Below are 26,240 nucleotides of genomic sequence, written 5' to 3'. Positions count from 1 at the left end.
CCGGGGTGCCCCGACGCGGCCCCCCGTTCCCGCCGGCCGGTCCGCTCACCGCCCGGCCAGCGATGCCCAGCTCGGCGTCACCGGCTCCCGGCGCAGCGGCATGCCCGCCTCGGCCGGGGTCCGGTCGCCCTTGCGCTGGTTGCACGCGTAGCAGGCGGCGGTCGTGTTCTTCCAGGTGTTCCGGCCGCCGCGCGAACGGGGCAGGACGTGGTCGATGGTGCTGGCCGGCCCGCCGCAGTACGCGCAGCGGTGGCCGTCGCGCCGGAGGACCCCGGCCCGGGACCAGGTCGGGCCGGCGGTGAACCGCCAGCGCGTGACCACGTACCGGACCAGCCGGACCACCCGCGGGATCGGGAAGACCCCGATCACCCCGTCGGGCTCGGCCTCGTGGATCTCGGCGACCCGGCGGCAGAGCATCCGGATGGCGTGCTGGACGGTGACCCGGTGCAGCGGGCCGAGGTCGGCGTTGACGACGAGGACGGCGTTCACCGGGCTCTCCTTTCACGGGTGGCGATTTCACGGGCGGCGATCGGGCGTAGGGGACCGGACAGCGAAAAGCCGCCCGGTCCGGCTGGAAACGGGCGGCTCGACGCGGATCGGGCGCGCGTCAGTCGGGCCGGTCGTCCCGGGGACCTTCGGCTCGGCAACCGTCGGCGGGCAGCCACGACGGCACGGCGGTGACGTGCGACATCGACATGGACGGCTCCCGGAGCGGCGGTTGACCTTGCGCGATCACGGTAGGTCGGCCGGGGAGAGGCGGGCAACGGAATTCGATCGAGGGTCCGGGTCGGCCGGGCGGCGTTGCCGGCGTGCGCGGCCACCGACCCGGCCGGCGACGGTCGCGGTGGCCCGGGCGGCGGACAGCGGGCGGCTCAGGCGGACCGCCATCCGCACGGCGAGTTCGCTCTCCAGCAGCGGGCGGTTCACCTCGCCGGCCACCGCCAGGGCCGGTCCGGCGATCGAGCGCCACACGGCGGCCAGCCCGGCGCCCAGACCGAGCAGGGCGACCGCGGCGCGGGTGGTGGGCGAACCGCCGGCCGCCACGGCGCTGACCCCCACCACCACGAAGAGCACCGCGAGCAGGGGGAGCAGCACCGGCCAGAAGATGCCCCGGGCCGCCTGGGCCACCAGCCGGCGGTCCCGGATGATGAGGTTCCGGGCCACGACCGCGTAGTCCTCCTCGTCGAGCAGGTCCCGGGGGTGCAGGCCGCCGGTCAGCACACCGCGCCACAGGTCGCCCTGGTTGCGCAGCTCACGGGCCAGATCAGCCAGTCCCGCCTCGGCGGGGTCGCCCACGTACGCGCGGGACACCGCGGCCGCCCAGTCGGCGAGCGAGCGGCGGACGACCACCGCCGAGTACGGCGGCAGAACGGTGGCCAGCTCGTCCAGCCACCGGCTGATCTGCACCTGCCGGCCGCCGAAGCGGCGCAGCAGCTGGTCCGGGTCACCCTGGCGAACGGTGTCGGCGAGCGAACGGCCGAGGCGGTACGCGAGGCCCACCCGGTGGTTGGTGGCCATCGTCCAGCGGAGGACGTCGACGTTGAGGTCGTCCAGCCCGAGAAGCAGCCCCTCGGCCGCGGCCGCCGGGAGAGGGCGGGCCCGGCCCGGATCGGCGCGCGGTGGCCGGACCCGACCGGTCCCGCTCGTCTCGGCGGGACGGCCCGGCTCGGACGCCTCGGGCAGCCGCGACCGGGCGGCGGCGGTGGTCGGGACCGGGCCGCTGGTCCGGGTCAGCCCGGCGATCTGGATGAGTGCCGTCTCCACCGCGTCGAGGTACATGCGCATCCGCTGCGTGCCGGACATCTCGGTGACGTTGGTGAGCTTGGCGGGCGCGCCGCGCAGCCGGGTGCCGGTGGTGGGGACGAGGTCGGCGGTCTGCGCGTGGTGGTAGGCGTCGGCCATCCACCAGCCGAGCCGGAGGGCGGTGACGACGCAGGCCCGCTCGTCACGGATCAGCGGGTACGCGTCGTCCCGGCCGACGTCGTCGTCGAGCGGTCCTCGCTCGGCGTCGTACCGGTGCAGTGGTGACATACCCCGCTGGCCTCGTAGGGATCGATGGGTGGTCAGCCGAGCGTAAGGCAGCATTTGCCCCGATAGGACCGATTCGGCGTACGGAGATCACCCTCGCTTCGCGAGCAGGCCGCGCGGGCGCACCGAGCGGACCGGCTCGGCCGCGCCGCCCTCCGCGCGCAGGACGTGGTTGGCCGCCATGATCCCGGTCGCCGCCGCCCGCTCCATGAGCGCGCTCGGAAACGGCGTCGCGATCCCGTCGCCGGCCAGGTAGAGCCCGTCGGCGTCGGTGCGCACCCCCGGCCGCCCGGCGTGACTGCCCGGCGGAAAGGCGGGCGCCCGCGCCTCCACCCGGGCACGCAGCTCGCGGACCCGTAACCCGGTCACCTCCGGCCAGAGCGCCGCCAACTCGGCGCGCATCCGCTCGGCCAGCTCCGTCGCGGACACGCCCGGCTCGCAGGCGTACGCGTGCAGCTCGACCACGCTGCCGCCGGTGCGCTCGGCCCAGCGGCGCGGCTCCCGCTCCAGCCGGTGGTAGAGCGTCACCGAGTCCAGCGTGGACTGGCGGGAGACGCCGCTGAAGACGGCCCGGTCGGGGCGTACGTCGCCGTCGAACCAGTAGCGTGCCACCGCGTACGGCGGGCCGGGCGTGCCGAACGCGGGCATCGCGGCCACCAGCCGCGGCGCGTGGTCGGCGAGCCCGGGGGAGGCCCCGACCAGCGCGGCGAGCGCCGGCGGATCGACCGCGAGCACGACGTGCCGGGCGTCGTACGCGTCGCCGTCGGCGGTCACCACCCGCCACCCGTCGCCGCCGCGCCGCAGTGTGGTGGCGGCGGCACACGTCACCACCCGGCCGCCGTGCCGTTCGACGTGCCGGGCCAGCGGCCCCCAGATCGCCGTGGCGTAGTCCTCGTCAGGCGCGTCGAAGGCGAGCCCCTCGCCGTTGCCGAGCAGGTAGAAATGGAACTGGGCGACCATCTCGGCGGCCGACATCTGCGCCTCGTGGTTGAAGAACGAGTGCGAGAACACCTCGAAGAGCATCGCCCGGGCCCGGTCCGGCAGCCGCAGCGAGTCGAGCAGCGCGTCGGCGGTGGTGCCGTCCAGGTCGGCGTAGGTGCGCACCGGGTCGTAGGTGAGCAGCGGCAGCGCGGCGTTCCGGTCCATCCCGCGCAGGTCGGCCAGGCGCAGGCTGGGACTGCGCGCGAGCAGCGTGAGCAGGTTCAGCGGCGGCGCGGCGGGCAGGTCGCCGAACTCCTCGGTGGGCCAGCGCGCCGAGAGGATCGGGTAGCCCGGGACCGGCCGGAGGAACCCGAGGCCGGGCTCGACGCGGCGCAGGACGGCCCGCCAGTTGTAGTACTGCCGGAAGAACGCGTGGAAGCCGTGCTCCACCTGCTGCACGCCGTCGGCGAGCGCCTCCGGCCAGGCGCCCAGCCGGCCGCCGAGGGTCGGCGCCGCCTCCAGCACGGTCACCCGCACCCCGCGTTCGGCGAGCACCACGGCCGCCGACATGCCGGCGATCCCACCCCCCACCACGACCACCGGAACGGAACCCGGCACCCGGGAGGCGCCGCCGCCGCCCGGGTCGACCTCGTGCGGCCGTACGCCGAGAAGCCGGCCGACCACCTGCGACAGCGCCATGCGAACTCCCGGGGGTGTGAGGGGCCCTCACCTGCCTAACGGTCGGGCGGCGCGGAGGTGAGGCACCGGCGCTCGCGGTCCGAGGACGGCCAGACGTACTCGAGGTCGGGCGGCACGTCACCGAAGATCGGGCGGTAGTGCTCGGGGTCCTTGCGGACCAGCGACGAACGGTGGCTGAGGTGCAGGTCCTCCCGGCCCAGCCAGGGCGGCAGCTCACCGACGTCCGCCAACTCCTGCTGGGTCCGGATGATCTCGATCCCGCAGGCCGCCGCGAGATCGCGGGCCATGGTGCCGGCGCAGGTGTCCGCGCGGCCCGGCTCGCACCAGACCGCGCACATGTCCAGCCCGTACCGGGTGAGCGCCTCCTCGTACCCCGCCCACATCTTCACGGCCGGATGGTTGCGCCAGCCGTACGTCGGCCAGGTCAGCCCCCGCAGCACCTGGATCGTCTCCACCCGCTGCTTGCCCAGTCGCTTCTGGTCCAGCGCCCGGGCGCTCAACAGGAAGTCCGGGTACGGGAGGAACGTCTGCATGCCGCTGCTCTACCCGCCGTCCGGGCCCGCATACCTGGTCCGGGGCGAACCGGACGGGCTCGCTCACGGTGGTCGTGCTGGTTACGATCCGGGCATGGGGGAGCCGTGGCGGGACCGGGCGCGTCGGGCGGTCGAGTGGAACTGGCGGCTCCGGCCCGCCGGTGACCCCCGCCCGCACTACGTCGTCTGCGGCCGCGACTCGCTGGCCTACTACGTGGCGAAGGCGCTGCTGGAGACCGAGTTGCCGGCCGGCGGCGCCCGGGTGACCGTGGTGGTGCCGGAGCGGCACCGGGCCAACGGCTCCGACGTGGCGGCGCTGCGCGGCGTACGCGTCGTCCGGTCCGACCGGCTCGACGAGGCGACCTTCCGGGCGGCCAATCTCGTGGGCGCGGCCGGCCTGGCCCTGCTCGACCAGGACGACGTGGGCAACCTGCACGCCGCGCTCTGCGCCCAGGCCGTCGACAAGCACGTCCGCCAGGTGCTGCGGATGTTCAACGGCACCCTCGCCGACGGCGTACGCACCCTGCTCCAGGCCCCCGTCGAGGTGCTCTCCGACGCCGAGATGGCCGCGCCGGCGTTCGTGGCGGCGGCGCTCGGCGAGGTCGACCCGACGCACATCCAGCACCGGGACCGCACGCTGCGCGTGGCCCGTCGGGCCGACGTGCGGGAGCAGGATGTGGCCTGCGGGCTGGCCGACCTGCGCGATCCGCAGCGGGTGCGGCTGCTGCCGGCCGACGCGTCGACCGCCGACCTGGTGCTCGCCGAGGCGACAGGTCAGCCGCCCGGCACCGAGGTCGCGGCCCGACGGCTGGTCCGGGCGCGGCGCCGGCGCCGGCCCGTCGCGGTGCTGCTGCGGGCGGCCCGGGGCTTCGCCACCCGCAAGATCGGCATCGCGATGATGCTCGTGCTCGGGGTGATCGTGGTGCTCGGGGCGCTGATCGCACGTGCCGAGAAGGTGTCGCCCGCGGAGGCGCTCTACCTCACCCTCGTCACGACCCTCAGCGGCGCCGACCCGGACACGACCAAGGAACCGGACGCCCAGGTCATGCAGGTGGTGCTCAACCTGGCGGGGCTGGCGCTGATTCCGCTCATCACCGCCGTCGTGGTGGACGGCATCGTCAACGCGCGGCTGGCCCTGCACACCGGCCGGCTCCAGCCGCACCGGTCCGGTCACGTGGTGGTGGTCGGCCTCGGCAACGTCGGCACCCGCGTGATGGCTCAACTGCGCGAGTACGACATCGAGGTCGTCGCCATCGACAAGGACCCCGAACCGCGCGGCGGCACCCTGGCCCGGCAACTCGAGGTGCCGCTCATCGTCGGCGACGCCGCGCAGCCGGAGACGCTGGAGTCCGCCTCGGTGGCCGACTGCCAGGCGCTCGTGGTGGTCTCCACGGACGACGTGGCCAACCTCGAGGCGGCGCTCGCGGCCCGGGGCCTCCGGCCGGACCTGCGGGTCGTGCTGCGGTTGTTCGACGGCGACTTCGCGAAGCGGGTCGAGGAGACGTTCGGCATCGGCGTCTCCCGGTCCGTCTCCTATCTGGCCGCGCCCGCCTTCACGGGCGCTCTCACCGAGCGGGCGGTCATCGCCACCATCCCGGTCGGGCGGCACGCGCTGCCCGTCGCCGAGGTGCCCGTGGCCGCCGGGTCGGAACTCGACGGGCGTCCCCTCAGCGTGGTCTCGCGGGACGGGCAGGTCCGCCTGATCGCCCGTACGCCGGCCGGCGGGCGGACCATCTGGTGGAGGGACCTCGACCCCCGGCAGGTGATCTTCGCGGGCGACCGGTTGACCGTGGTGGCCCGCCGCGCCGGGCTCGACGTGCTCACCCGGCAGTGTGCGCCGCCCGCACCGGAGCATCCGTCCACCACCGTCCCGGCCAGCCGCGCGGCCGCGCCGGCCCGCCCGGCCGCGCCGCCCCGGCCGGCGCCGTCAGAGGCGCCGGCGCCGGACGGCGTACCCGGCGGCGCCGGTCGCGAGCACGGCGAGGCCGGCGATCACGCTGGTGAGCGGCAGGTTGGCCGCGAGCAGCAGGCACCCGACGAGCCCGAGCACGGCGAGCGCCTGCACCGGTAGCCGCCGGCCCGGTTCGCGGCCCAGCGTCAGCGCCGCAGCGTTGGTGATCGCGTAGTAGACCAGCACCGTGCAGCTGGAGAAGCCGATGGCGTGCCGGACGTCGCCGAGCAGCACCACGGCGATCACCACGGCGGCGACGGCCAGCTCGGCCCGGTGCGGCACCCGGTAGCGGGCTTGCACGGCGGCCAGTGCGCCGGGCACGTCCCGGCGGCGGGCCATCGCGAGCAGGGTGCGGCCCACACCGGCGACGAGGGAGAGCAGCACACCGGTCACCGCGACCGTGGCACCGGCACGCACCACCCAGGCCAGCCCGGGAAGCCCGGCCTCGGTCACCACGTCGGCCAGGGGCGCGGCGGAACCGGCGAGCCGGTCGGCGCCCAGCACGCCGAGGGCGACCACGGCGAGGACCAGGTAGACGGCGAGCACCACACCGAGCGCGAGCGGCACCGCGCGGGGGATGGTCCGCTCCGGTTCGCGGACCTCCTCACCGAGGGTGGCGATCCGGGCGTACCCGGCGAAGGCGAAGAAGAGCAGGCCGGCAGCCGTGAGCACGCCCCGGCCGGAGCCGCCGGGATCGGTCAGTCGGTCCAGGTGCACGGGACCGGCGACGGCACCCGTCACGGCGACCAGCGCGAGTACCGCGAGCACCAGCGCCACCAGCACCTTCGTGGCCGTGGCCGTCTTGCCGATGCCGCGCAGGTTCACGGCGGTCACCGCGAGGACCGCGAGCACCGCGACGAGCCGGGCCTGCCCGGGCCAGAGGTACGCCCCGATGGTCAGCGCCATCGCCGCGCAACTCGCCGTCTTGCCGACCACGAAGCCCCACCCGGCCAGGAAGCCGGCGAACGGTCCCAGCCGTTCCCGACCGTAGACGTACGTGCCGCCCGACTCGGGGTAGCGGGCGGCCAGCCGCGCGGAGCTGGTCGCGTTGCAGAAGGCGATGAAGCCGGCAAGCACCAGGGCGGGCAGCAGCCCGGCGCCCCCGGCCGCGGCGGCGGCCGGGGCGAAGACCACGAAGACGCCCGCGCCGAGCATCGACCCCAGCCCGATGAGCACCGCATCGGGTACGCCCAGCCGGCGCTCCAGTTGATCCACGGCGGGGCAGGCTACGGGCCGGAGGTGAACAACGAGGTACGGGCCGACCCGGGCAACCGGGCCGGCAGCGGTACGTCGTCCCACGGCACCCGGTGCAGCAGCCGGTCCAGCAGCAGCCCGAGCAGCAGCCCGGCCACCGAGTCGGTGAGCCAGTGCCAGCCCAGGTACGTGGTGGTGCAGAGCACCACGAGCGGCGGCAGCACGCGGACGGCGACGACGAGCCGGGGCGGGACGGTCCGCCCGTAGGTGCGCAGCAGCGGCACGAGCAGCAGCGCGAGCACGCCGTACCAGACGATCGCGTTGGCCACGTGCCCCGACGGGTACGACTGGGCGAAGCGCACCGGCAGGTCCTGCTGGAAAAGGGGCAGGGTCTGGTCGGGAGGCAGGAACGGCTCCTTGATGCTGGCGCTGGGCGCCGGCCGGGCGGTCCACACCTTCAGCGGCCCGATGGTGAAGGTGGTGAACACGAAGGCGACGACCGGCGGCAGGACGGGCCGGACCGAGCGCACCCGCACCGCCACGAGCACGCCGAGCCCGGCCGCGATGAGCGTGAGCGGGGTGCCCTGCCCGAGCAGGTTCAGTACGCGGGCCACCCAGTACGCGACCGCCGGCCGGTGGTCCTCCGCCCAGTCCGCCACCGCCCGGTCGACGCCGAACAACTGGTCGGCGGCGAGCGCCACGGTCAGCCCGACCAGCGCGGCGAGCAGGGCGACGTCGTACCACCACCCGGCCGGGCGCACCGGGCGCAGACGCACCGCGCCGCGTACCACCGTGGTCTCTCGCACCCGACCACGCTACCGGGGCCCGTGTGGGCCCAGCCACGATGGGAAGCGCTTCGCCGGGGGGACGGGTCATGCTTGTCCCCGTGCGGATCACGTCTGCTCTCGTGGACCCGGCGCTGCTCGACCTGCCCTGGTCGACCCCGCTGGAGGAGTGGCCTGCCCACCACCTGGTGGCGCTGCCGCAGGGCATCTCCCGGCACATCGTCCGCTTCGTCCGCCTCGGCGACTACGTGTACGCCGTCAAGGAGACCGGTGAGCGGGTAGCCGAGCGGGAGTACGACCTGCTCCGGGCACTGGAGCGGATCGACTTCCCGGCGGTGGAGGCGGTGGCGATCGTCGCCGACCGGCAGACCGACGACGGCGAGCCGCTGGACCCGGTGCTCATCACCCGGCACCTCCAGTTCTCCCTGCCCTACCGAGCGCTCTTCTCGCACACGCTGCGGCCGGAGACCATGGGCCGCCTGCTCGACGCGCTCGCCGCGCTGCTGGTCCGGATGCACCTCACCGGCTTCTTCTGGGGGGACTGCTCCCTGTCGAACACGCTGTTCCGGCGGGACGCCGGAGCGTTCGCGGCGTACCTGGTCGACGCCGAGACGGGGGCGCTGCGCAACTCGCTCTCGAACGGCCAGCGCGGTGAGGACCTGGAGATCGCCCGGGTGAACATCTTCGGCGAGGCGCTGGACCTCCAGGCCGCCGGGCTGCTGCACGAGTCGATCGACCCGGAGGTGGTCTGCGAGGAGGTGGTGCAGCGCTACGAGCGGCTGTGGCACGAGATCACCTACGAGCAGCAGATCGAGCGGGAGGCGCGGCACGACATCGACAGCCGCATCCGCCGGCTCAACGAGCTCGGGTTCGACGTCGCGGAGATTGCGGTGTCGACCATCGACGACGGGCGCTACCTGGTGCGCCCGAAGGTCGTCGACGCCGGGTACCACACCCGCCGGCTGTTGCGGCTCACCGGCCTGGACGCCGAGGAGAACCAGGCCCGGAAGCTGCTCAACGACCTGGACGCCTACCGGGCCGAGAGCGACCTCACCGACGAGCAGCAGGCCGCGCACCGGTGGTTGACGGAGGTCTTCGAGCCGGTGGTCCGCGCGGTGCCGGCGCACCTGCGGCGCAAGCTGGAGCCGCAGGAGCTGTTCGCGCAGATCATCGAGCACAAGTGGCTGCTCTCCGAGCGCGCCGGCCGGGACGTGGGCATGGCGCCGGCCGTGCAGTCGTACCTCGCGGACGTGCTGGTGCACCGCCCCGACGAGCAGGCGGTGCTCGGCGTCGAGATCCCCACCGCCGCCGGCTGAGGGCAGGCTCCGGCGCCGGGGCGGCCTGGTCGGAGTTTGCTGACGCAGACGATTCAGATCTGAAGGACAAGGACCTACTCGCCGCCCTGTCGAGCTGCCCCAGAAATGGGGCACCGAGCCGTGGGTGCCTTGCGCCGGCTTGTGGCGCCCTGGGGCGCCGGCACTCGCGGGCGCGCCGCGGGCCGGGCCGTGCGGCGCAACGACCTGCAACCGACAGGAGGTGTCCTGAAGCGGATGCCCCAGATCTGGGGCAGCTCGACAGGACAGGGACGCCCGCCCTGAAACGCATGCCCCAGGTTTGGGGCAGCTCGACAGGGCGGGAGGTGTCCGCTGTGGAGCGAGCGGGTGCCGCAGATTTGGGCAGCTCGACAGGGCAGGGGGCGCCCGACCTGAGACGGACGCCCCAGATCTGGGGCAGCTCGACAGGACGCGCCGACGTGATCTGCTCCCGAGCGAGGGCCGGAGGCGGAGGAAGACCTGGAAGAGTCCGAGGAGGACCGGGAGCGGTGCGGGACGCGCTCACTCCTGCCAGGAGCCGCCGCGCAGCACCCGTACCACGTTGAGGTCGTCGTCCAGCACCAGGAGGTCGGCGCGCAGGCCGACCTGTAGGGCCCCGACCCGGTCGCCGAGCCCGATGGCCCGGGCCGGGGTGGTGGCCACCATCCGGACGGCGTCCGCCATCGGGATGCCGGCGGCGACCGCGTGCCGCAGCGCCGCGTCCATGGTGAGCGTGCTGCCGGCGATCGCGCCGCCCTCCGTCAGCCGGGCCACCCCGTGGGCCACGGTCACCGCCTGGCCGCCCAGCTCGTACTCGCCGTCGGCCATGCCGGCCGCGGCCATCGCGTCGGTGATGAGGGCGGCCCGCTCCGGACCGGCCACCGAGGTGGCGAAGGTCAGCATCCCGTCGTGCAGGTGCACCCCGTCGGCCACCAGCTCGCACACGACGTTCGGCGCGTCCAGCAGGGCCACCACGGGGCCCGGCTCGCGGTGGTGCACCGGCCGCATCCCGTTGAACAGGTGGGTGCCGACGCTCGCGCCCGCGGCGATGGCCGCGCGGGTCTCGTCGTACGTGGCGTCGGTGTGCCCGACGGCGGCCACCACCCGGCGGGCGGTCAGCAGCTTCACCGCCTCGAGCGCGCCGTCCCGCTCGGGCGCCAGCGTCACCATCCGGATCGCGCCGCCGCCCAGCTCGACGAGCTCGGTCAGCTCCTCGATGGACGGGTCGCGCAGAAACTCCGGGTTCTGCGCGCCGCACCGGGCGGCCGAGAGGTACGGCCCCTCGAAGTGGATGCCGGCCAGCACCCCCTCCTGCACGAGCGGGCGGTACGCGGCGGTGGCCGCGCGCATCAGGTCGAACGGCGAGCTGACCAGACTGGCCAGGAGCGTGGTCGTGCCGTGCCGGAGGTGGAAGTCGGCCGCCTGGCGGGCCTCGTCGGCGTCACCGGTCGTGAAGGTGTGCCCCCCGCCGCCGTGGGTGTGCATGTCCACGAAGCCGGGCAGGATCCAGTGCCCGTCGCGGACCGACGGGTACTCCGCCACGGCCGTGATGCGCTCACCGTCCCACTCGACGCAGCCCTGCCGGATGACGCCGGTCGGGGTCACCACCTTGCCGTTCACCCGCTGGGTCATCGCTCCTCCATCGAACTCCGGACGCCACCCGCGGCGTCGAGTGCCAGCAGGGCGGCGCCGAGGCAGCCGGCCTCGTCGCCGAGGGCCGCCGCGACGAGGCGCGGCTCCCGGTGGAAGGTCATCCGCTCGTGGAGCGCCGCGCGCAGCGGGTCCAGCAGCAGCGCGCCGGCCTGGGCGAGCCCGCCTCCGACGACGATCGTGTCGACGTCGAACAGCGCCTGCCCGCTGGCGAGCCCGTCGGCCAACGCCTCGACGGTCTCCTGCCACACCTGCGCCGCGAGGGGCTCACCCGCGGCGGCCCGCTCGGCCACCTCGGCGGCGGTCGCCGGAGCGCCGGCGAGCTCGGCGTAGCGGCGGCCGACCGCCGCGGCCGACGCCACCGCCTCCAGGCAGCCGGGGCGGCCGCACCCGCAGCGCGGGCCGCCGGGACGGACCAGGATGTGCCCGATCTCGCCGGCCGCCCCGTGCGCGCCGACGCTGGCCGAGCCGTCGACCACGTGCGCGGCCGCGATGCCGGTGCCGATGGCCACGAAGAGCACGTGCCGGGCGCCACGACCGGCGCCGAGCCGGGCCTCGGCGAGACCGCCGGCGCGTACGTCGTGACCGAGCGCCGTGGGCAGGCCGAGCCGGGCCACGACCAGGTCCCGCAGCGGTACGTCCCGGAAGCCGACGTTCGCCGACCACACCGCCACGCCGCGCGCCTCGTCGACCACCCCGGGAACGGCGATGCCCACGGCGACCGGGGCGCGGCCGTAGGAGCGTGCCTTGCCGGCGAGCCCCTCGGCGACCTCCAGAATGGTGTCGACCACCGCCTCGGGGCCGCGTGCCGCGCCGGTCGGGTGGCGTTCGGCGTGCACGACGCCCCCGTCCGGCCGGACCAGGGCGCACTTCATGCCGGTGCCCCCGACGTCGAGCGCGACGACGACGTCGCCGCTCCTGCGGTGCCCGGTGGTGCGCAGGCTCACGCCAGCACCACGGACCGGGTCAGGTGACGGGGCGCGTCCGGGTCGAGGCCCCGGCTCGTGGCGAGTGCGACGGCGAACCGCTGCGCCAGGATCAGGTCGGCCATCGGGTCCAGCGGGGTCCGGCCGGCCGACCAGTCGCCGAGCGTCGTACGGCAGCCATGGGTGCGACTGTGGACGAAGGCCGCGCCGGTCGCCGCCACGTCCTCCGGCAGGCCCTCGGGAAGCGTGCCGAACGCCCACACCAGGCGGCCCGGCGCCGCGATCGAGATGGGGCCGTGCCGGTAGTCCATGGCGGGGTACGCCTCCGCCCAGAAGGTGGCCGCCTCGCGGCACTTCAGCGCGGCCTCCTGCGCGAGCCCGACCGTCCACCCGCGACCGAGGAAGGTGACCTGCTCGATCCGGGTCGGCTCGATCGGCAGCGGGGCGCGGACGGCGACCTCCGCGTCGGCGGCCAGCGCCTCGACGTTCTCGCCGAGGTGGGCGCGGAGCAGGGCCAGCGCGGAGGTCGCGAAGCGGGTCTGCACCACCGAGCGCTCGTCGGCGAAGGGCATGGTGACGGCGGCGTCGGCCAGCCGCACCGCCGGTGAGCCGGGGTCGCCCACGAGGGCCGTCGTCGGCAGCTGCCCGCGCAGCGCGCCGAGCAGCTCCACGACCTCGGTGGTGGTGCCCGAGCGGGTGATGGCGACCAGCCGGTCGTAGCGGCGGCCGGCCGGGAACTCCGAGGCCTGGAAGGCGTCCGTCTCGCCCTGGCCGGCCTGCTCGCGCAGCGCCGCGTACGCCATGGCCATGAACCACGACGTGCCGCACCCGACGACGGCGACCCGCTCGCCCGGTGCCGGCAGGTCCGCGCGTACGCCGGCGACGAGATCCGCCGCCCTGCGCCAGCAGTCGGGCTGGCTCGCGATCTCCGCGTCGACGTACGCCATGAGAACTCCTCGCAGAGGGTGGCCGTGCGCAATACGGCTCGTTACACCCGTCTTTCGCGCGTCATTCTGCGCGAAGCGGGGTGGTCGTGGCAACCGGCGGGCGGTTCGAGCAGGGCAGAGTTTTGCGCCCTCGTAGTTTCGCGCACTACTGTGCACGCAATCAATCACCGATCGTGCAGTCGCTGGGAGGGCCCCCGAGGTGGACCGGTACGCCAGATGGAACGCCCTGCTCGAGATGCTGACCGACAGTGGCCGGGTCAGCGTGGAGGAGGCCGCCGGGCGGCTGGACGTCTCCCAGGCGACCATCCGGCGCGACTTCGACCAGCTCGCCCAGCAACAGATGATCACGCGTACGCGCGGTGGCGCCGTGGCCAACGGCGTCTCGTACGACCTCCCGCTGCGCTACAAGACCGCGAAGCACTCCGCCGAGAAGCAGCGGATCGGGGCGGCCGCCGCGGCGCTGGTGTCGCCCGGCACCGTGGTCGGCCTCAACGGCGGCACCACGAGCACGGAGGTGGCGCGCGCCCTGGCGGTGCGTCCGGATCTGAACACGAGCGCCGAGGGTGCCCAGCTCACGGTCGTGACGAACGCCCTGAACATCGCCAACGAGCTGCTCGTCCGCTCGCGGATGAAGGTCGTGGTGGCCGGCGGGGTGGTCCGGCCGAAGTCGTTCGAGCTGGTCGGCCCGCTGGGCGGGGCGCTGCTGCGCGAGGTCACGCTGGACGTCGCGCTGCTCGGTGTCGACGCCATCGATCCGCAGCTCGGCGCGGCCGCCCACCACGAGGGTGAGGCGGCCATGAACAACCTCATGGTGGCCCGGGCCAAGCGGGTCGTGATCATCGCTGACTCGTCCAAACTGGGTGGTCACGCGTTCGCCCGGATCTGCCCGGTGGACCGGGTGGAGACGCTGGTCACCGACTCCGGCGCCAACCCGGAGGTGGTGGAGGCGTTCCGCGCGGCCGGCGTGCACGTGGTCTGCGCCTGACCGGCTCGCCGCAAGGCGTCACGCTCACACAGCGTGATCGATCACCCCCGTTAGACACACCTCCGGCGCGTCACTGCATACCGGGTATTGCGTGGGGCTGCATACCGCGTATGGTGTCCGCTGTCACGCCCACCATCGGGGGAGGTGCAGCTTGCCAGCTGTCCTGGAGATCGAAGGTCTACGGAAGACCTACAAGAGCCGCCGACGCGGCACCCGCAACGCGCTCGACGGTTTCGACATGCGCGTCGACGCCGGCCAGGTGCACGGCTTCCTCGGCCCCAACGGGTCGGGCAAGACCACCACGCTGCGTACGCTGCTCGGGCTGATCCGGCCCGACGGCGGCCGGATGGCCATCCTCGGCAACGAGGTGCCCGCGGCGCTGCCGGCCGTGGCCGGCCAGGTCGGCGCCATCGTGGAGAGCCCGCAGTTCTTTCCGCACTTCACCGCCCGGGACACGCTGTCCCTGCTGGCGTCCGCCGGCGAGGTGCCGGCCGCCCGGGTCGACGAGGTGCTGGAGCTGGTCGGGCTCCGGGACCGGGGCGGTGAGCGGGTCAAGACGTACTCGCTCGGCATGAAGCAGCGGCTCGCCGTCGCCTCCGCCCTGCTCAAGAACCCGAAGCTGCTGATCCTCGACGAGCCGGCCAACGGCCTCGACCCGGGCGGCATCCGCGAGATGCGTTCGCTCATGCGCAACCTCGCCGAGTCCGGCATGACGGTGGTGCTCTCCAGCCACATCCTCGGCGAGATCCAGCTGATCTGCGACTCGGTCACGATCATCTCGCTGGGCCGGCGGGTGGCCTTCGGGCCCGTCGACGAGGTGCTCGCCCAGCACTCCTCCGGCGCCGTCCGGATCCGTCTGGAGGCCGCCGCCGACCTGCCGGCGGCAACCGACACGCTCACCCGCGCCGGGATCCGGGTCACCGGGCACCCCGACCACCTGATGCTCGCCGGCGTCGACAAGCCGGCCGCCGTGACGCGGCTCCTCGCCGAGCAGGGTCTCTACGTGAGCGAGCTGGCCCCGGTCGCCGTCGACCTGGAGAGCGTCTTCCTCGAGTTGACGGCCACGGCGCCGGTGCCCGGCCAGCACCGGCAGGTCGACCAGTCCACGAAGGTCGGTGGGGCGGAGCAGTCCGGCGCCACCGGAGGGGGGCGGGGCGCGTGAGCCTCTACCGTACGGAGCTGCGCCGGCTGGCCAAGCGGCGTTTCGCCCGCTACATGACGCTGCTCGGTCTGCTGGTGCTGGCCGCGGTCCTGGTGGGGACGTTCTTCACCAACCAGAAGATCGACGACACGGTACGGGCGAAGGCGGACCGCCAGGCCGAGCAGCAGTACGAGGAGCAGGTCCGCTACGCCCAGCAGGAGCGGGCCTCGTGTGAGCAGGACAAGGCCGCGGGGAAGGCGGACGACACCCACCGCTACCCGCCGGACTGCGCCATGATCCAGCCCCCGCCCCGCGAGGCGTTCGAGTCCCAGTGGTTCCTGCCGTCGACGTTCGACTTCAAGGAGAGCTTCGCGGAGACGCTGGTGCCCTTCGCGGCGATCCTGGCCCTCGTGGGGTTCGTGGTGGGCGCGTCCTTCGTCGGCGCGGAGTGGAGCACCGGCGGGATGATGAACCTCCTGCTGTGGCGGCCCCGGCGGCTCACCGTACTGCTGAGCAAGCTGGCGGCGCTGCTCACCGGCCTGCTCGCGGTCACCCTGCCCGCCGCCGTGCTCTGGTTCGCCGGGTTCTGGGCGGTCGGCGTGTTCCGGGGCAGCACCGAGAAGGTGACCTCGGGGGTCTGGCAGTCGTTCGCGCTGACCGGGCTGCGCGGGGTGGTGCTGGTGCTCGCCGCCACGACGGTGGGCTTCGCCTTGGCCTCGCTGGGCCGGCACACCGCGATGGCTCTGGGCGGCGTGGTCGCCGTCATGGTGGTGGGCCAGTTCGGGCTGGGCATCCTGCTCGAGATGGCGGGCGCGAAGTTCGTGGAGGCGTGGCTGTTGCCGACGTACGCCCTGGCCTGGATGCAGAAGAAGGTGACACTCCAGAACTGGGACGCGTGCAACGCCACCTACACGGGTGAGTGCAAGCCGGCGACGTTCGACGTCACCTGGCAGCACTCCTCTCTGCTGCTGGGGGTCGGCGTCGTGCTGATCCTCGGCGTGGCCCTCTGGGCGATGCGCCGCCGGGACGTCTCCTGACCGTCCGGACGCGACGGCCGACGGCCGGGGTCGATCACCGGGGGCACCCGGTGGCGCCCCGGCCGTGGCGCGTCCGGCGGTGCTGCCCGGCGGTGCTGCCCGGCGGCGTCGCGAGCCGCCGTCGATGCCGCCGTGACGTCGGATGCGACACGCGTCCGCCCTGGTTAGGCTGAGGATCCCCCCGGTCGGCGTCGCCGTGCCGGCCGCCCGTCCGAGGAGCGCCATGCAGCCTGCCGACGCCGCCCCGGCCGCCGCCGAGCCGCCCACCGACGTCCCCGACACGGCGCCGGACGCGAGCGCCGCGCGCGGTGCCCGGGCCGGGGCCGGGCCGGTCCCGCCGCCCCGTTCCGCGCCGGCCGCCGAGGCGGTGCCCGACGGCGAGCCCGACCCGGCCGGCGGGGCCGCTCCCGCTCCCGTCCCCGTGGCCGCGGCGGGCGCCGGGCTCACCGAACGGGAACGGGCCATCCTCGCCTTCGAGCAGCAGTGGTGGCGCCACGCCGGTGCCAAGGAACAGGCCATCCGGGACGCGTTCGGCCTCTCCGCCACGCGCTACTACCAGTTGTTGAACGCGCTGCTCGACAATCCGGCCGCGCTCGCCGCCGAGCCGGTGCTCGTCGGCCGGCTCCGCCGGCTGCGTTCCTCGCGCGCCCGCAACCGCCGCCGCTGAACACTCCGTTCGCTTCGTCCGCGGCGCGTCCGCCCGCCCACCGTGCGGCGTTTCGGAGGCCCTGGCGCGACGCGCCGGTTCGGGCGGTATGGGCCGACCACTGCGGACCCGTCGCCCTCGGCCGGTTGCCGTCCGTCCGGTCTGGCCGCCGGCTGCCGGTTGCCGCCCGACGTCCGGTCCGCGCCGGACACGGCCACCTATCGACGACCCGCGCGAGCTGGCCGGATCCCGTTCCCGTGGTGCGGTCGGGTAGCCCGCGGACCACGAATGTCGCCGAACCGGGCGGGTAGGCGGGTGGTGTTCCGGGCCGCACCGTGGCCTGGGGCCGATGAAGGGAGTGCGCGATGACGGCGATCAACCAGAACAGACCGCCGGGTGGCAGCACCACCGAGCGGGCCCGGCAGGAGGCGTCCCAGGTCGGAAAGCAGGCCGTGCACGCTGGCGGGCAGATCGGGCACGCCGCTGCGGAGCAGGGCCGGCACGTGGCCGACCAGGCGCGGCAGCAGGCGCGGCACCTGACGGGTGAGGCCGGTATGGAGCTGCGCGACCAGGCCCGGGCGCAGAAGCACCAGGTGGCCGAGGGGCTGCGCGGCATGGGCCGTCAGCTCGTCTCGATGGCCGACCAGAGCGGCGACGCGGGGCTGGCCGGTCAGGTCGTGCGCCGCGCCGCGGGCGTGGTGGACCGGGCTGCCGGCTGGATCGACGAGAACGAGCCTCGCGACCTGCTGAACGACGTGCGTGACTACGCGCGGCAGCATCCCGCGTCGTTCCTCGCCGGCGCTACGCTGGCCGGGCTCCTGGCGGGTCGACTCACCCGGAACATGAAGTCGTCGGGCGACGGGCAGCAGCCCGGTGGCCAGATGGGTCGGCCGACGACGCAGCCGTACGAGCGGACGGTCGAAGCGCCGTACGCCGGCGGCACACCGTACAGCGGTGACACACCGTACAGCGGTGACACACCGTACGGTGGGGCCGCGCGTACGAACCTGCCCCCGGACCGGCAGGATCCGGGCGTCCCGGGCGGGGTGGCACCGTGAGCGCCCCGGAGAAGGAGCGCACCCAGTCGGTCGGCGACCTCGTGGGTGACGTGACCCGCAACATGTCGACGCTGGTGCGCCAGGAGATCGACCTGGCCAAGGCCGAGCTGCGCGAGGAGGCGACCCAGGCCGGCAAGGCCGGCGGCATGTTCGCCGGCGCCGCGCTGGGCGGTTTCCTGACCGTGCTCTTCATCTCGTACGCGGCCTGGTGGGGTCTGTCCAACGTGATGGACCAGGGCTGGGCGGCACTGATCGTGGCGGCCGTGTGGTTGGTGATCACCGCCGTTCTGGCCGTCATGGGTCGGAAGAAGCTGCGGCAGTTCCGCGGGGTGCTGCCCCGTACGCAACAGACCGCGCGGCAGGTACCGGACGCCTTGCGCGGCCGGTGACCGGGCCGGGAGGGAGCAGACGATGTCGAGCGATCCGGAACAGATCCGGCAGCAGATCGAGCAGACACGCAACGAGCTGAGCAGCGACGTCGACGCGCTGACCGACAGGGTCAACCCGCGACGGCTCGCCGGTGACCGGGTCGACCAGGCTCGGGGCGCGTTCAGCCGGATGAAGGAGAAGGTGATGGGCAGACAGGACGGACACGGCGCCGGCCAGCGGATGTCGCACGCCACCGACTCGATGCGGCAGAAGGGCGGTCAGGCCACCGACTCGATGCGGCACATGGGCGGTCAGGCGACCGACTCGATGCGCAACATGGGTAACCAGGCCGGCCAGCGGATGTCCTCCGCGGCCGACTCGGTGCGCAACGAGGCGCGGTCGCTGGGACAGCAGTCCCGGGAGCAGGCGCACGGCAACCCGCTGGCGGTCGGTCTGATCGCCTTCGGCGCCGGGCTGCTCATCTCCTCGCTGATCCCGCCGACCCGGCAGGAGCGGCAGTTGGCCGGGCAGGCCCGCGACATGGTGGGCGGGCACTCGGACCAGCTTCGCCAGCAGGTCCGCCACCAGGCCACCCAGGTGGGCCAGAACATCGGCAAGGACATGCGCGGGTTCGCGCAGGACGCGGCCCGGTCGGTCGGTTCGAGCGCGGTGAAGGGTCTGTCCGCCATCGGTCAGGAGGGCCGTTCGGCCGCCCACGACGTGGGGGGACAGGCACGCGAGGCGGCCGGTGAGCTCCGGCGTTGAGCCGTTGCGGGCGGTGGGGCGGTCTCCGTTGATGCGGGTCCGCTCCGCCTCCGCTCCGGCACCCGGGCGGGACGCGAACGAGGACCTGGTGTTCCGGTTCGGCCCGCTCGTCGGTGTCCTCGACGGCGCCACCGTGCCCGAGGGTTTCGACACCGGGTGCGTGCACGGCCCCGAGTGGTACGTGCGACACCTGGCCGCCCGGATCGGTCTCGCCGAGGCGGCCCGTCCGGCGGCCACGCTCATGAGCAACCTGGCCGCCGCGATCCTCGGGGTACGCGCCGACCACGCGGACCGGTGCGACCTCGACCATCCCGGCACACCGTCCAGCACGGTGTGCCTCTTGCGCGAGGGCGGTGACCGGGCGGACTACCTGGTGCTCTGCGACAGCCCCCTGGTGCTGGACGCGGGCGGCCGGATCACCGTGGTCACCGACGACCGGCTGGACGCCGCGATGGCGGACCTGCGCCGTACGGTGGCGACCGTGCCGGCCGGGCCGTCGGAGGACCGGGCCACCCGGTTCCGGCAGGCCGTCGCCGTGCAGCGGGAGCGGATGAACCGGACGCACGGCTACTGGGTGGCCGCCGCCGATCCGGACGCGGCGTACCACGCCGTCACCGGCAGCGTGCCGCTGCGCGGTCCCGGTGCGCTGCGCCGCGCGGTGCTGCTCAGCGACGGCGCGTCCAGCGCCGTCGAACAGTTCGGTCTCCTCGACTGGGCGGGTCTTGTGGACGTGGTGACCGCCGAGGGTCCGGGCGCGCTCATCGGCCGGGTGCGGGCGGCCGAGCGGGACCTGCCCGACCGGCTGCGCCGGCACAAGCGCGCGGACGACGCGTCGGTGGTGCTCTGCGAGTTCGACCCGGGCGACAACGGAGCGTGATCTGGCACACATCCCGACCGACCGGCTGGTACCTGTCGACGGACCGCCAGTACCGGCCGGATGGGGTGGACTTCTCCCGGTAGGGCCGGCAGACTCCGGCACGTGGCGGGTACGGTCCGGCTGGAGCCGGTGGACGAGCGGAACCTCGAGCCGTTGCTCTCCGTAGCGGCCGCCGAGGCGGAGCCCGGCGACGTCATGCCGCCCGTGGAGGCCCCCGCCGGCTGGTCGCTCGCGCGCCGCGAGGCGTTCCGGGAGTTCCACCGGGCGAGCTTCGGCGGTCTGGCCGGCCCGACCCGGACCCAGATGTACGCCATCCTGACCGGTGTCGAGGTGGTCGGGATGGTCCGGATGACCTGCCGCGACGAGCCCGGCACCGTCGAGGCCGGCATGTGGCTGGGCCGTTCGGCACGCGGGCAGGGTGTGGGCGGTGCCGCCCTCCGCGAGCTGTTGAACGAGGCGGCGGCGGCCGGGATGCGCGCGGTCGTGGCGGAGACCACACGGGACAACGCCAGCGCCGTCCACGTTCTCGAAAAATGCGGCGCGAGATTGCGTTACGAGGGCGACAAGGTGCACGCGGAAATCTGTCTCGATTCGACGCCGCCAGCCCTCTGATCCGATTCACGAAATCCCTCTCTGGCTGTCGCCTTACGGCACCTGGCCTGCCACTCCATGCCCGATCGTCCGTTTTGGCGGGATGATCGTCTGCTTTTCGGAATTGCTGGCCGCGCGCTTTCCGGGAAATTGCGGATGCGGTTTCGCGATGGTGCCGTGGGGTACTGCCCGCCGGGTCCGCCAAAACGGGACGCCAGAGAAAAGGTCCCGTGCTCGTCGGTCACGGGCCCTTCCTCGGCCCCGACGGCGAGCAGGCGTCCGGACCGCGGGGGAGCGAAGGAGAATCGATGAACACGGGAGCACGAATCGGACTCGCAGCGGGTCTCGGCTATCTGATCGGTCGTCGCCGGAAACTGCGTACCGCCCTCGCCCTCGCCGCGGCCGTGGCCGCCGGCCGGGCCAGCATGCACCCGGGTGGGCTGTTGAAGCGCGGCGCGGAGCTGTTGCAGTCCTCCCCCCACGCGGCCAACCTGGGCCGCCTCGGCGGCCCGCTGGCCATGGCCGGTAAGGCGGCGGCCACCGCCGCGGCCGGCAACAGCATCGACGCGCTCAGCGGCAAGCTGCGCGACTCGGCCGACAGCCTGCGCCGGCGCTCCGGCGGGGGCAGTGGGCAGTCGTCCGGCGGCGACGACGGCGCGCAGCCGTCGGACCGGGACGCCGAGCCGGCCGAGTCCGGCCAGCGGCGGGGGCGGTGAGCATGGCACCGAACCCGAGCAGCGGCGGGCTGGGCGAGAAGATCCGTGGCCATCTCGTCGACGAGGTGAAGAACCTTGCCGGCGCGCTCGGTGAGCGGGCGACCTCGATGGTCACCGAGAAGGTCACCGGCGCGACCGACCGCCTCAGCGAGTACGCCAAGCAGGGCGGAGGGCCGGGCCTCATCGCCGCCGCCACCGGCGCGCAGCGGATGGCCAAGGGCGAGTCCCCGGTGAAGGCGATGATCCACGCCGGCGTGGCCGGCGGTAAGGAGAAGGTGATGTCGGCGCTCGGCAGGCGCAAGGGCGGCAAGGGCGGCGGCAAGAAGCTCAAGGTGACCAACATCGTCGAGACGATCGAGGTCGGCGTGCCGGTCCGGGTCGCGTACGACCAGTGGACCCAGTTCGGCGACTTCCCCAGCTTCATGAAGAAGGTCGAGAACGTCGACACCGAGTCCGACGAGAAGCTCACCTGGAAGGCGCAGGTCTTCTGGTCGCACCGCACCTGGGAGTCGACGATCGTCCGGCAGATCCCGGACCGACTCATCCACTGGCGGTCGAAGGGCGAGAAGGGCTCGGTAGACGGCACGGTCACCTTCCACGAGGTGGCTCCCAACCTGACGCGGATCCTCGTCGTCCTCGAGTACCACCCGCAGGGCCTCTTCGAGCACACCGGCAACCTGTGGCGCGCCCAGGGGCGCCGCGCGCGGCTGGAACTGAAGCACTTCGTCCGGCACGTGATGACGCACACCGCCATCGACCCGGACTCCGTGCAGGGCTGGCGCGGCGAGATCGAGGACTCGCGGGTGGTCAAGGACCACGACACGGCCGTACGCGAGGAGCAGGAGCGCGAGGAGCAGGAGCAGCAGGAGCGCCAGCAGCCCGAGCGCCCGCGGCGGGAGCGGCCGACCGGAGGCCGGGAGGAGCCGGAGGAGCCGGAGGAGCACGCCGAGGAGGAACCCGGCGAGGAGGAGCCCCGCCGGGAACGGGCCCGGCCCGCCGCCCGCGCCCGTCGCCGGCCGGCGCGCCGCCGTCCCGCCGACGAGGACTACGACGAGTACGAGGACGAGTACGACGAGGGCTACGACGAGGACGAGGAGGAGGCGGAGGAGCCCGAGGAGCCGCGTCCCGCGCGTCGACGTGCCCCGGAGCGGGCCCGCCGCGCCCGGCCCCGGGAGGAGCCGGAGGCCGGTGAGGAGCCGCGGCCGCGCCGCGCGCCGCAGCCTCCGCGCCGTCCCGTCGTCCGTCGTCGTCGAGAGGAGTCGGAGCAGTGAGCATCGCGGCCACGGACGGCCAGGCAGGCAGCGCCCTGCAGCGGAGCGGATCGTCGTCGGGGCTGGCCGACGTCGTGGAGACCGTGCTCGACAAGGGCGTGGTCATCGACGCCCAGGTCTCGGTGGCGGTCGTCGGCATCCAGCTGTTGGAGATCAATGCACGGGTGGTCGTGGCGAGCGTCGAGACGTACCTGCGGTTCGCGCAGGCGGTCGACCGCCTCGACATCACGCCCAAGAACCAGAAGGGGCTCCCCGACCTCGTGCAGGGGGCCACGGGAGCGGTGACCGCCGGCAAGGCGGCCTCCGGCCTGGGCAAGACGGTCGGGGCGATCGGCGGCGCGGTCCGCGACGCCGTCGGCGAACTCGGCTCCGACCGGGATCGGGACCGGCCCCGGCGCCGCCGCCGGGACGAGGAGCGGTCGGATGACTGAGGAGCGTGGCTTGTTCATCTACGGCATCGTGCCGTCCGACGTGGAGCCGACCCCGGATGCGTCCGGGGTCGGCGACCCGCCCGGCGAGGTGACCGTCGTCCGGCGCGGACGGGTGGCCGCCCTCGTGAGCGAGGTGCCGCTGGAGGGGGCGCTCGGTCGGCCCGCGGACCTCACGGCGTACCAGGAACTGCTCGACGGCACGGCCACGGTGGCGCCGGTGCTGCCGGTCCGCTTCGGCACGGTGGTCACCGGGCCGGACGCGGTGGAAGACCTGCTCGACGCGCACGGTGACCGTTTCGCCGCGGCGCTTGACGACCTGGAGGGGCAGGTCCAGTACGTCGTCCACGGTCGCTACGAGGAGTCCGCGCTCATCCAGAGCGTGCTGGAGGACAACCCGGGCGCCGCCGACCTCGCCGACCAGGTGCGGGGGCAGCCGGAGGAGACCACCCGGGAGCAACGCATCCGCCTCGGCGAGATCATCAGCCAGGCGGTGGAGCTGCGGCGGGAGGCGGAGAACCGCGCGCTGCTCGACACCCTCGGCCCGCTCGCCGTGTCCAGCCTCGCCCGGCCGCCGAGCAACGAGCTGGACGCGGTGAACGCCGCCTTCCTGGTCGACGCCGACCAGGAGAACGACTTCGTCGACGCCCTCGAGGAGTTCGCGGAGCAGCGGCGGGATCTCGTCCAGATGCGGCTGCTCGGCCCGCTCGCGCCGTACGACTTCGTGAGCGCGCACCAGTTCGCGGAGTGAGCGGTGGACATCCTCTGGACGCTGCTGACCCTGCCCTACGCGCCGGTGCGCGGGCTCACCGCGGTCGTCCGGGTGATCGCCCGGGAGGCCGAGTCGCAGCTGTACAGCCCGACCAACATCCGCCGGGAGCTGGAGGAGCTGGACGCCGCGGCGGCCGCCGGCGAGCTGTCCCCGCAGGAGCGGGACGCGCGGCAGCAGCAGGTCCTGGCACGACTGACCGGCGCGCCCGCACGACCGGCGCCCGCCGAGGGTCGGGGCCGCCCGGCCCCGGCCCGGCGGGCGCAGCCGGTGCGGCGACGCAATGGTGGGGGAGGTGTACGCGATGGATCGGATCCGCGGCGACGGCGACCGGGAACGCCGGCGTGAACCGGAGCCCGAGGACGAGTGGGTCGACGACGAGGAGTACGTCGAGCCGATCTCGGCCGCCGAGGCGGCCCGCGAGGGGTTGCGGCAGATCGTCGAGCTGACCGGTCGTGAACCGGTCGGCACCACCTCGCTGAAGGCGGTGCGGGACGGCTGGCTGGTCGGTGTGGAGGTCGTCGAGGACCGCCGCATCCCCGCCTCCACCGACCTGCTCGGTCTCTACGAGGTGCAACTCGACGTCGACGGCGCCCTGCTCGGCTACCGCCGGGTGCGGCGCTACCAGCGGGGGAAGGGCGAGGTGGGCTGATGAGCAGCATGCCGTCGGTGGTGCAGAACTCCGGCCAGGTCCTGCCGGCCGGGCACGAGCCGGCCAACCTCGGCGACATCCTGGAGCGGGTGCTCGACCGGGGCATCGTGATCGCCGGTGACATCCGGGTGAGCCTGCTCGACATCGAGCTGCTGACGCTGAAGCTCCGGCTGGTCATCGCCTCGGTCGACACCGCACGTCAGATCGGCATCGACTGGTGGGAGCACGACCCCTGGCTCAGCTCCCGGGCCCGCCCGCCCGTCGAACCCGGACCGCGCGACCCGGAGGAGGTGGAGGCCGAACGCCGCCCCCGGGTCGCGGCCCGGGCAGAGCGGAGCGACGCCGGACGGGAGGTGTGGGATGAGTTCGACGGTTGACCGCGACGCCGTCGCGGCCGGCACGGGCCGCTGGCTGCACGGCGTCGTGCGCGAGGCGGATCTCGGGGTGCTGACGGCCCTGCCCGGGATGGTCGGCGAGCCGGTCCGTCCGGTCCGGGCGGACGGCCTCGCGGCGGTGGTGAGCGGCGTCCCGCTCGCCGAGTACGGCGAGGAGGCGTTGCGGCGCAACCTCGAGGACCTCGCCTGGCTGGAGCGGGCGGCCCGGGCGCACCACCGGGTGGTGGACGCGCTCGCCCGCGCCGGCGCCGTGGTGCCGGCCCGGCTGGCCACCGTGCACCACGACGACGACCGGGTGGCCGCCTCGCTCGCCGCCCGCCGCACCGAGCTGGTCGCCCTGCTCGACCGGCTCACCGGCCGCCGCGAGTGGGGCGTGAAGGGGTACGTGGTGCCGGGTGCGACGCCACAGGTCGAGGAGACCGCGGGCCCGGGCGGGGCGGGCGCCGCGTACCTGCGGCGGCGCCGGGCCCAGCTCGACGCGCGGGAGGACGGGCAGCGGGTGGCCGCTGCCGCCGCGGCCGCCGTGCACGAGGCGCTGGCCCGGCACGCGGTGGCCGCCCGCCGGCACCCTCCGCAGGACCGCCGGCTCTCGGGGGCCTCCACCGCCATGGCGCTCAACGGGGCGTACCTCGTGGACACCGAGGCGCTGGCCGGCTTCGCGGGGCTCGTGGAGGCGCTCGGCGCCCGCCATCCGGAGCTGCGCCTGGAGTTGACCGGCCCGTGGCCGCCGTACTCCTTCGTGGCGGAGCGGCCGGCGGAGCCCGCGCTCGTCCGGGAGCCGGCGTGCTGACGGCCGGGCAGGGCCGGGCGGCGCCCGGTGGGTGGGGGTCGACATGGTGACCACCTCGCTCGCCCCGAGCAGCGCGGACGACCCGCTGGCCTACCGGCCGGTCGCCCTGGTCGACCTGCTCGACCGGGTGCTGGCCACGGGCGTGGTGGTCACCGGCGACATCACGCTGGCCATCGCCGACGTGGACCTCGTCCGGATCTCGCTGCGCGCCCTCATCGCGTCCGTCGGCGCGCTCGCACCGCCGGAGCCGGGGGAGGTGCCGGGGCCCGGCGCGGGTCCCGAACCGGTCGGGGAGTTCGGGTGACGGCGGGGGGAACGGGCCCGGGGCCCGCGCGTCGGGACGGGGCGGACGGCAAGCGTCCCGCCCCCGCGGCCGAGGGTCCGCTCGAGGCGGCCGAGCTGGTCGCGGCGCTCGACGCGCCGCAGTGGCGCCCGCCCCGGGTGACCCCGCTGGACCGCCGGCTCGCCGTGGACCGCGACTCCGTCGAACGGGGGCTCGCCAGCCTCGTGCTCACCGTCATCGAGCTGCTCCGCCAGCTCATGGAACGGCAGGCCCTGCGCCGGGTCGAGCTGGGGGACCTCTCCGACGAGCAGATCGAGCGCATCGGTGTGACGCTGATGGCGCTGGAGGAGCAGATGACGGGGCTGCGCGAGCACTTCGGTCTGGCCCCCGAGGACCTCAACCTGGACCTTGGCCCCCTGGGCCCCCTCCTCCCCACAGACTGACCCCTCCGCGCCCGTTCCGGCCCGCCCCGGCCCGGCCCGGCCCGGCGCGGCCCGGCGCGGTGATCATGAAGTTATCG

General features: G+C 74.3%; 29 protein-coding genes and 1 pseudogene. 21 read left to right on the top strand and 9 right to left on the bottom strand.

Translation table 11 applies throughout. The annotated features are described in order from the left end of the window. Nucleotides 1–45: 45 nt before the first annotated feature. From ACSNOA_RS30555 to ACSNOA_RS30540, 4 genes are all read right to left on the bottom strand, one after another. Complete coding sequence (locus tag ACSNOA_RS30555) at nt 46–489, bottom strand: HNH endonuclease (RefSeq protein WP_436663224.1); 444 nt, start codon at nt 487–489, stop codon at nt 46–48. Between the two features lie 243 nt (nt 490–732). Further along, complete coding sequence (locus ACSNOA_RS30550; protein ID WP_436663223.1) at nt 733–2,031, bottom strand: hypothetical protein; 1,299 nt, start codon at nt 2,029–2,031, stop codon at nt 733–735. 87 nt (nt 2,032–2,118) lie between these two features. After that, on the bottom strand, nt 2,119–3,648 hold the full coding sequence (locus tag ACSNOA_RS30545; protein WP_436663222.1) for an FAD-dependent oxidoreductase: 1,530 nt from the start codon (nt 3,646–3,648) through the stop codon (nt 2,119–2,121). Nucleotides 3,649–3,683: 35 nt separating this feature from the next. Further along, nucleotides 3,684–4,181 carry an MSMEG_6728 family protein gene (locus tag ACSNOA_RS30540; protein WP_436663221.1) on the bottom strand — a complete coding sequence of 166 codons (498 nt, stop codon included), beginning with the start codon at nt 4,179–4,181 and terminating at the stop codon, nt 3,684–3,686. Nucleotides 4,182–4,275: 94 nt separating this feature from the next. Here ACSNOA_RS30540 and ACSNOA_RS30535 point away from each other — a divergent pair. Further along, a pseudogene (locus ACSNOA_RS30535) lies at nt 4,276–6,204 on the top strand (potassium channel family protein); the annotation flags it as partial. Here ACSNOA_RS30535 and ACSNOA_RS30530 read toward each other — a convergent pair. Next, the gene (locus tag ACSNOA_RS30530) at nt 6,109–7,347 is read right to left on the bottom strand and encodes an APC family permease (protein WP_436663220.1); all 1,239 of its coding nucleotides are present in this window, start codon (nt 7,345–7,347) and stop codon (nt 6,109–6,111) included. The pseudogene ACSNOA_RS30535 and the gene ACSNOA_RS30530 sit on opposite strands and share 96 nt — an antisense overlap. Nucleotides 7,348–7,358: 11 nt before the next feature. Beyond that, nucleotides 7,359–8,132: a phosphatase PAP2 family protein gene (locus ACSNOA_RS30525; RefSeq protein WP_436663219.1), complete on the bottom strand. Its 774-nt coding sequence runs from the start codon at nt 8,130–8,132 to the stop codon at nt 7,359–7,361. A 68-nt stretch (nt 8,133–8,200) separates the two neighbouring features. Between ACSNOA_RS30525 and ACSNOA_RS30520 the strand changes: the two genes are divergently transcribed. Beyond that, complete coding sequence (locus ACSNOA_RS30520; RefSeq protein WP_436663218.1) at nt 8,201–9,427, top strand: DUF4032 domain-containing protein; 1,227 nt, start codon at nt 8,201–8,203, stop codon at nt 9,425–9,427. Nucleotides 9,428–9,946: 519 nt separating this feature from the next. Here the strand turns inward: ACSNOA_RS30520 and nagA are convergent. From nagA to ACSNOA_RS30505, 3 genes are read right to left on the bottom strand one after another with little or no spacing between them, the layout of a single operon-like run. Then, nucleotides 9,947–11,056: an N-acetylglucosamine-6-phosphate deacetylase gene (nagA, locus tag ACSNOA_RS30515; RefSeq protein WP_436663217.1), complete on the bottom strand. Its 1,110-nt coding sequence runs from the start codon at nt 11,054–11,056 to the stop codon at nt 9,947–9,949. Further along, a complete protein-coding gene (locus tag ACSNOA_RS30510) occupies nt 11,053–12,021 on the bottom strand; it encodes an ROK family protein (RefSeq protein ID WP_436663216.1) in 969 nt (322 codons plus the stop codon). The genes nagA and ACSNOA_RS30510 overlap by 4 nt, the downstream gene beginning before the upstream one ends. Further along, nucleotides 12,018–12,947, bottom strand: coding sequence for an SIS domain-containing protein (locus tag ACSNOA_RS30505; protein WP_436663215.1), 930 nt, complete (start codon nt 12,945–12,947; stop codon nt 12,018–12,020). The genes ACSNOA_RS30510 and ACSNOA_RS30505 overlap by 4 nt, the downstream gene beginning before the upstream one ends. 199 nt (nt 12,948–13,146) lie before the next feature. Between ACSNOA_RS30505 and ACSNOA_RS30500 the strand changes: the two genes are divergently transcribed. The 19 genes from ACSNOA_RS30500 to ACSNOA_RS30410 all read left to right on the top strand — a co-directional run bounded on the left by ACSNOA_RS30500 (nt 13,147) and on the right by ACSNOA_RS30410 (nt 26,163). Continuing rightward, a complete protein-coding gene (locus ACSNOA_RS30500) occupies nt 13,147–13,932 on the top strand; it encodes a DeoR/GlpR family DNA-binding transcription regulator (RefSeq protein WP_436663214.1) in 786 nt (261 codons plus the stop codon). A 151-nt stretch (nt 13,933–14,083) separates the two neighbouring features. After that, a complete protein-coding gene (locus tag ACSNOA_RS30495; RefSeq protein ID WP_436663213.1) occupies nt 14,084–15,094 on the top strand; it encodes an ATP-binding cassette domain-containing protein in 1,011 nt (336 codons plus the stop codon). Beyond that, nucleotides 15,091–16,110 carry an ABC transporter permease subunit gene (locus ACSNOA_RS30490; RefSeq protein WP_436663212.1) on the top strand — a complete coding sequence of 340 codons (1,020 nt, stop codon included), beginning with the start codon at nt 15,091–15,093 and terminating at the stop codon, nt 16,108–16,110. The genes ACSNOA_RS30495 and ACSNOA_RS30490 overlap by 4 nt, the downstream gene beginning before the upstream one ends. Before the next feature lie 223 nt (nt 16,111–16,333). Further along, on the top strand, nt 16,334–16,777 hold the full coding sequence (locus ACSNOA_RS30485; protein WP_436663210.1) for a DUF3263 domain-containing protein: 444 nt from the start codon (nt 16,334–16,336) through the stop codon (nt 16,775–16,777). A gap of 344 nt (nt 16,778–17,121) precedes the next feature. Beyond that, a complete protein-coding gene (locus ACSNOA_RS30480) occupies nt 17,122–17,814 on the top strand; it encodes a hypothetical protein (protein ID WP_436663209.1) in 693 nt (230 codons plus the stop codon). Beyond that, nucleotides 17,811–18,203: a phage holin family protein gene (locus tag ACSNOA_RS30475; protein WP_436663208.1), complete on the top strand. Its 393-nt coding sequence runs from the start codon at nt 17,811–17,813 to the stop codon at nt 18,201–18,203. The genes ACSNOA_RS30480 and ACSNOA_RS30475 overlap by 4 nt, the downstream gene beginning before the upstream one ends. Before the next feature lie 22 nt (nt 18,204–18,225). Next, the gene (locus ACSNOA_RS30470; protein ID WP_436663207.1) at nt 18,226–18,948 is read left to right on the top strand and encodes a DUF3618 domain-containing protein; all 723 of its coding nucleotides are present in this window, start codon (nt 18,226–18,228) and stop codon (nt 18,946–18,948) included. 31 nt (nt 18,949–18,979) lie between these two features. Continuing rightward, the gene (locus tag ACSNOA_RS30465) at nt 18,980–19,825 is read left to right on the top strand and encodes a hypothetical protein (protein WP_436663206.1); all 846 of its coding nucleotides are present in this window, start codon (nt 18,980–18,982) and stop codon (nt 19,823–19,825) included. Nucleotides 19,826–19,927: 102 nt separating this feature from the next. Continuing rightward, complete coding sequence (locus tag ACSNOA_RS30460) at nt 19,928–20,437, top strand: GNAT family N-acetyltransferase (protein ID WP_436663205.1); 510 nt, start codon at nt 19,928–19,930, stop codon at nt 20,435–20,437. Between the two features lie 287 nt (nt 20,438–20,724). After that, complete coding sequence (locus ACSNOA_RS30455; protein WP_436663203.1) at nt 20,725–21,132, top strand: hypothetical protein; 408 nt, start codon at nt 20,725–20,727, stop codon at nt 21,130–21,132. 2 nt (nt 21,133–21,134) lie between these two features. Further along, entirely contained in the window at nt 21,135–22,403 is a 1,269-nt protein-coding gene (locus ACSNOA_RS30450) for an SRPBCC family protein (protein ID WP_436663425.1), read from the top strand. Further along, a complete protein-coding gene (gvpJ, locus tag ACSNOA_RS30445; RefSeq protein WP_436663202.1) occupies nt 22,400–22,834 on the top strand; it encodes a gas vesicle protein GvpJ in 435 nt (144 codons plus the stop codon). Before ACSNOA_RS30450 ends, gvpJ begins: the two co-directional genes overlap by 4 nt. After that, nucleotides 22,827–23,582: a GvpL/GvpF family gas vesicle protein gene (locus ACSNOA_RS30440; protein ID WP_436663201.1), complete on the top strand. Its 756-nt coding sequence runs from the start codon at nt 22,827–22,829 to the stop codon at nt 23,580–23,582. The genes gvpJ and ACSNOA_RS30440 overlap by 8 nt, the downstream gene beginning before the upstream one ends. A gap of 3 nt (nt 23,583–23,585) precedes the next feature. Continuing rightward, entirely contained in the window at nt 23,586–23,948 is a 363-nt protein-coding gene (locus tag ACSNOA_RS30435; protein WP_436663200.1) for a gas vesicle protein GvpG, read from the top strand. Next, a complete protein-coding gene (locus ACSNOA_RS30430) occupies nt 23,905–24,252 on the top strand; it encodes a gas vesicle protein (protein ID WP_436663198.1) in 348 nt (115 codons plus the stop codon). Before ACSNOA_RS30435 ends, ACSNOA_RS30430 begins: the two co-directional genes overlap by 44 nt. Next, a complete protein-coding gene (locus tag ACSNOA_RS30425) occupies nt 24,252–24,629 on the top strand; it encodes a gas vesicle protein (RefSeq protein ID WP_436663196.1) in 378 nt (125 codons plus the stop codon). Before ACSNOA_RS30430 ends, ACSNOA_RS30425 begins: the two co-directional genes overlap by 1 nt. Next, a complete protein-coding gene (locus tag ACSNOA_RS30420) occupies nt 24,613–25,437 on the top strand; it encodes a GvpL/GvpF family gas vesicle protein (protein ID WP_436663195.1) in 825 nt (274 codons plus the stop codon). The genes ACSNOA_RS30425 and ACSNOA_RS30420 overlap by 17 nt, the downstream gene beginning before the upstream one ends. Before the next feature lie 43 nt (nt 25,438–25,480). Next, the gene (locus tag ACSNOA_RS30415; RefSeq protein ID WP_436663194.1) at nt 25,481–25,741 is read left to right on the top strand and encodes a gas vesicle protein; all 261 of its coding nucleotides are present in this window, start codon (nt 25,481–25,483) and stop codon (nt 25,739–25,741) included. Then, on the top strand, nt 25,738–26,163 hold the full coding sequence (locus ACSNOA_RS30410) for a gas vesicle protein K (RefSeq protein ID WP_436663193.1): 426 nt from the start codon (nt 25,738–25,740) through the stop codon (nt 26,161–26,163). Before ACSNOA_RS30415 ends, ACSNOA_RS30410 begins: the two co-directional genes overlap by 4 nt. The last annotated feature ends 77 nt before the right edge of the window (nt 26,164–26,240 follow it).

The sequence above is a fragment of the Micromonospora sp. URMC 103 genome (assembly GCF_051386435.1).
GTDB lineage: Bacteria > Actinomycetota > Actinomycetes > Mycobacteriales > Micromonosporaceae > Micromonospora.
Note: the sequence above shows the minus strand (reverse complement) of the source record. Positions and strands in the feature narration are given on the sequence as shown.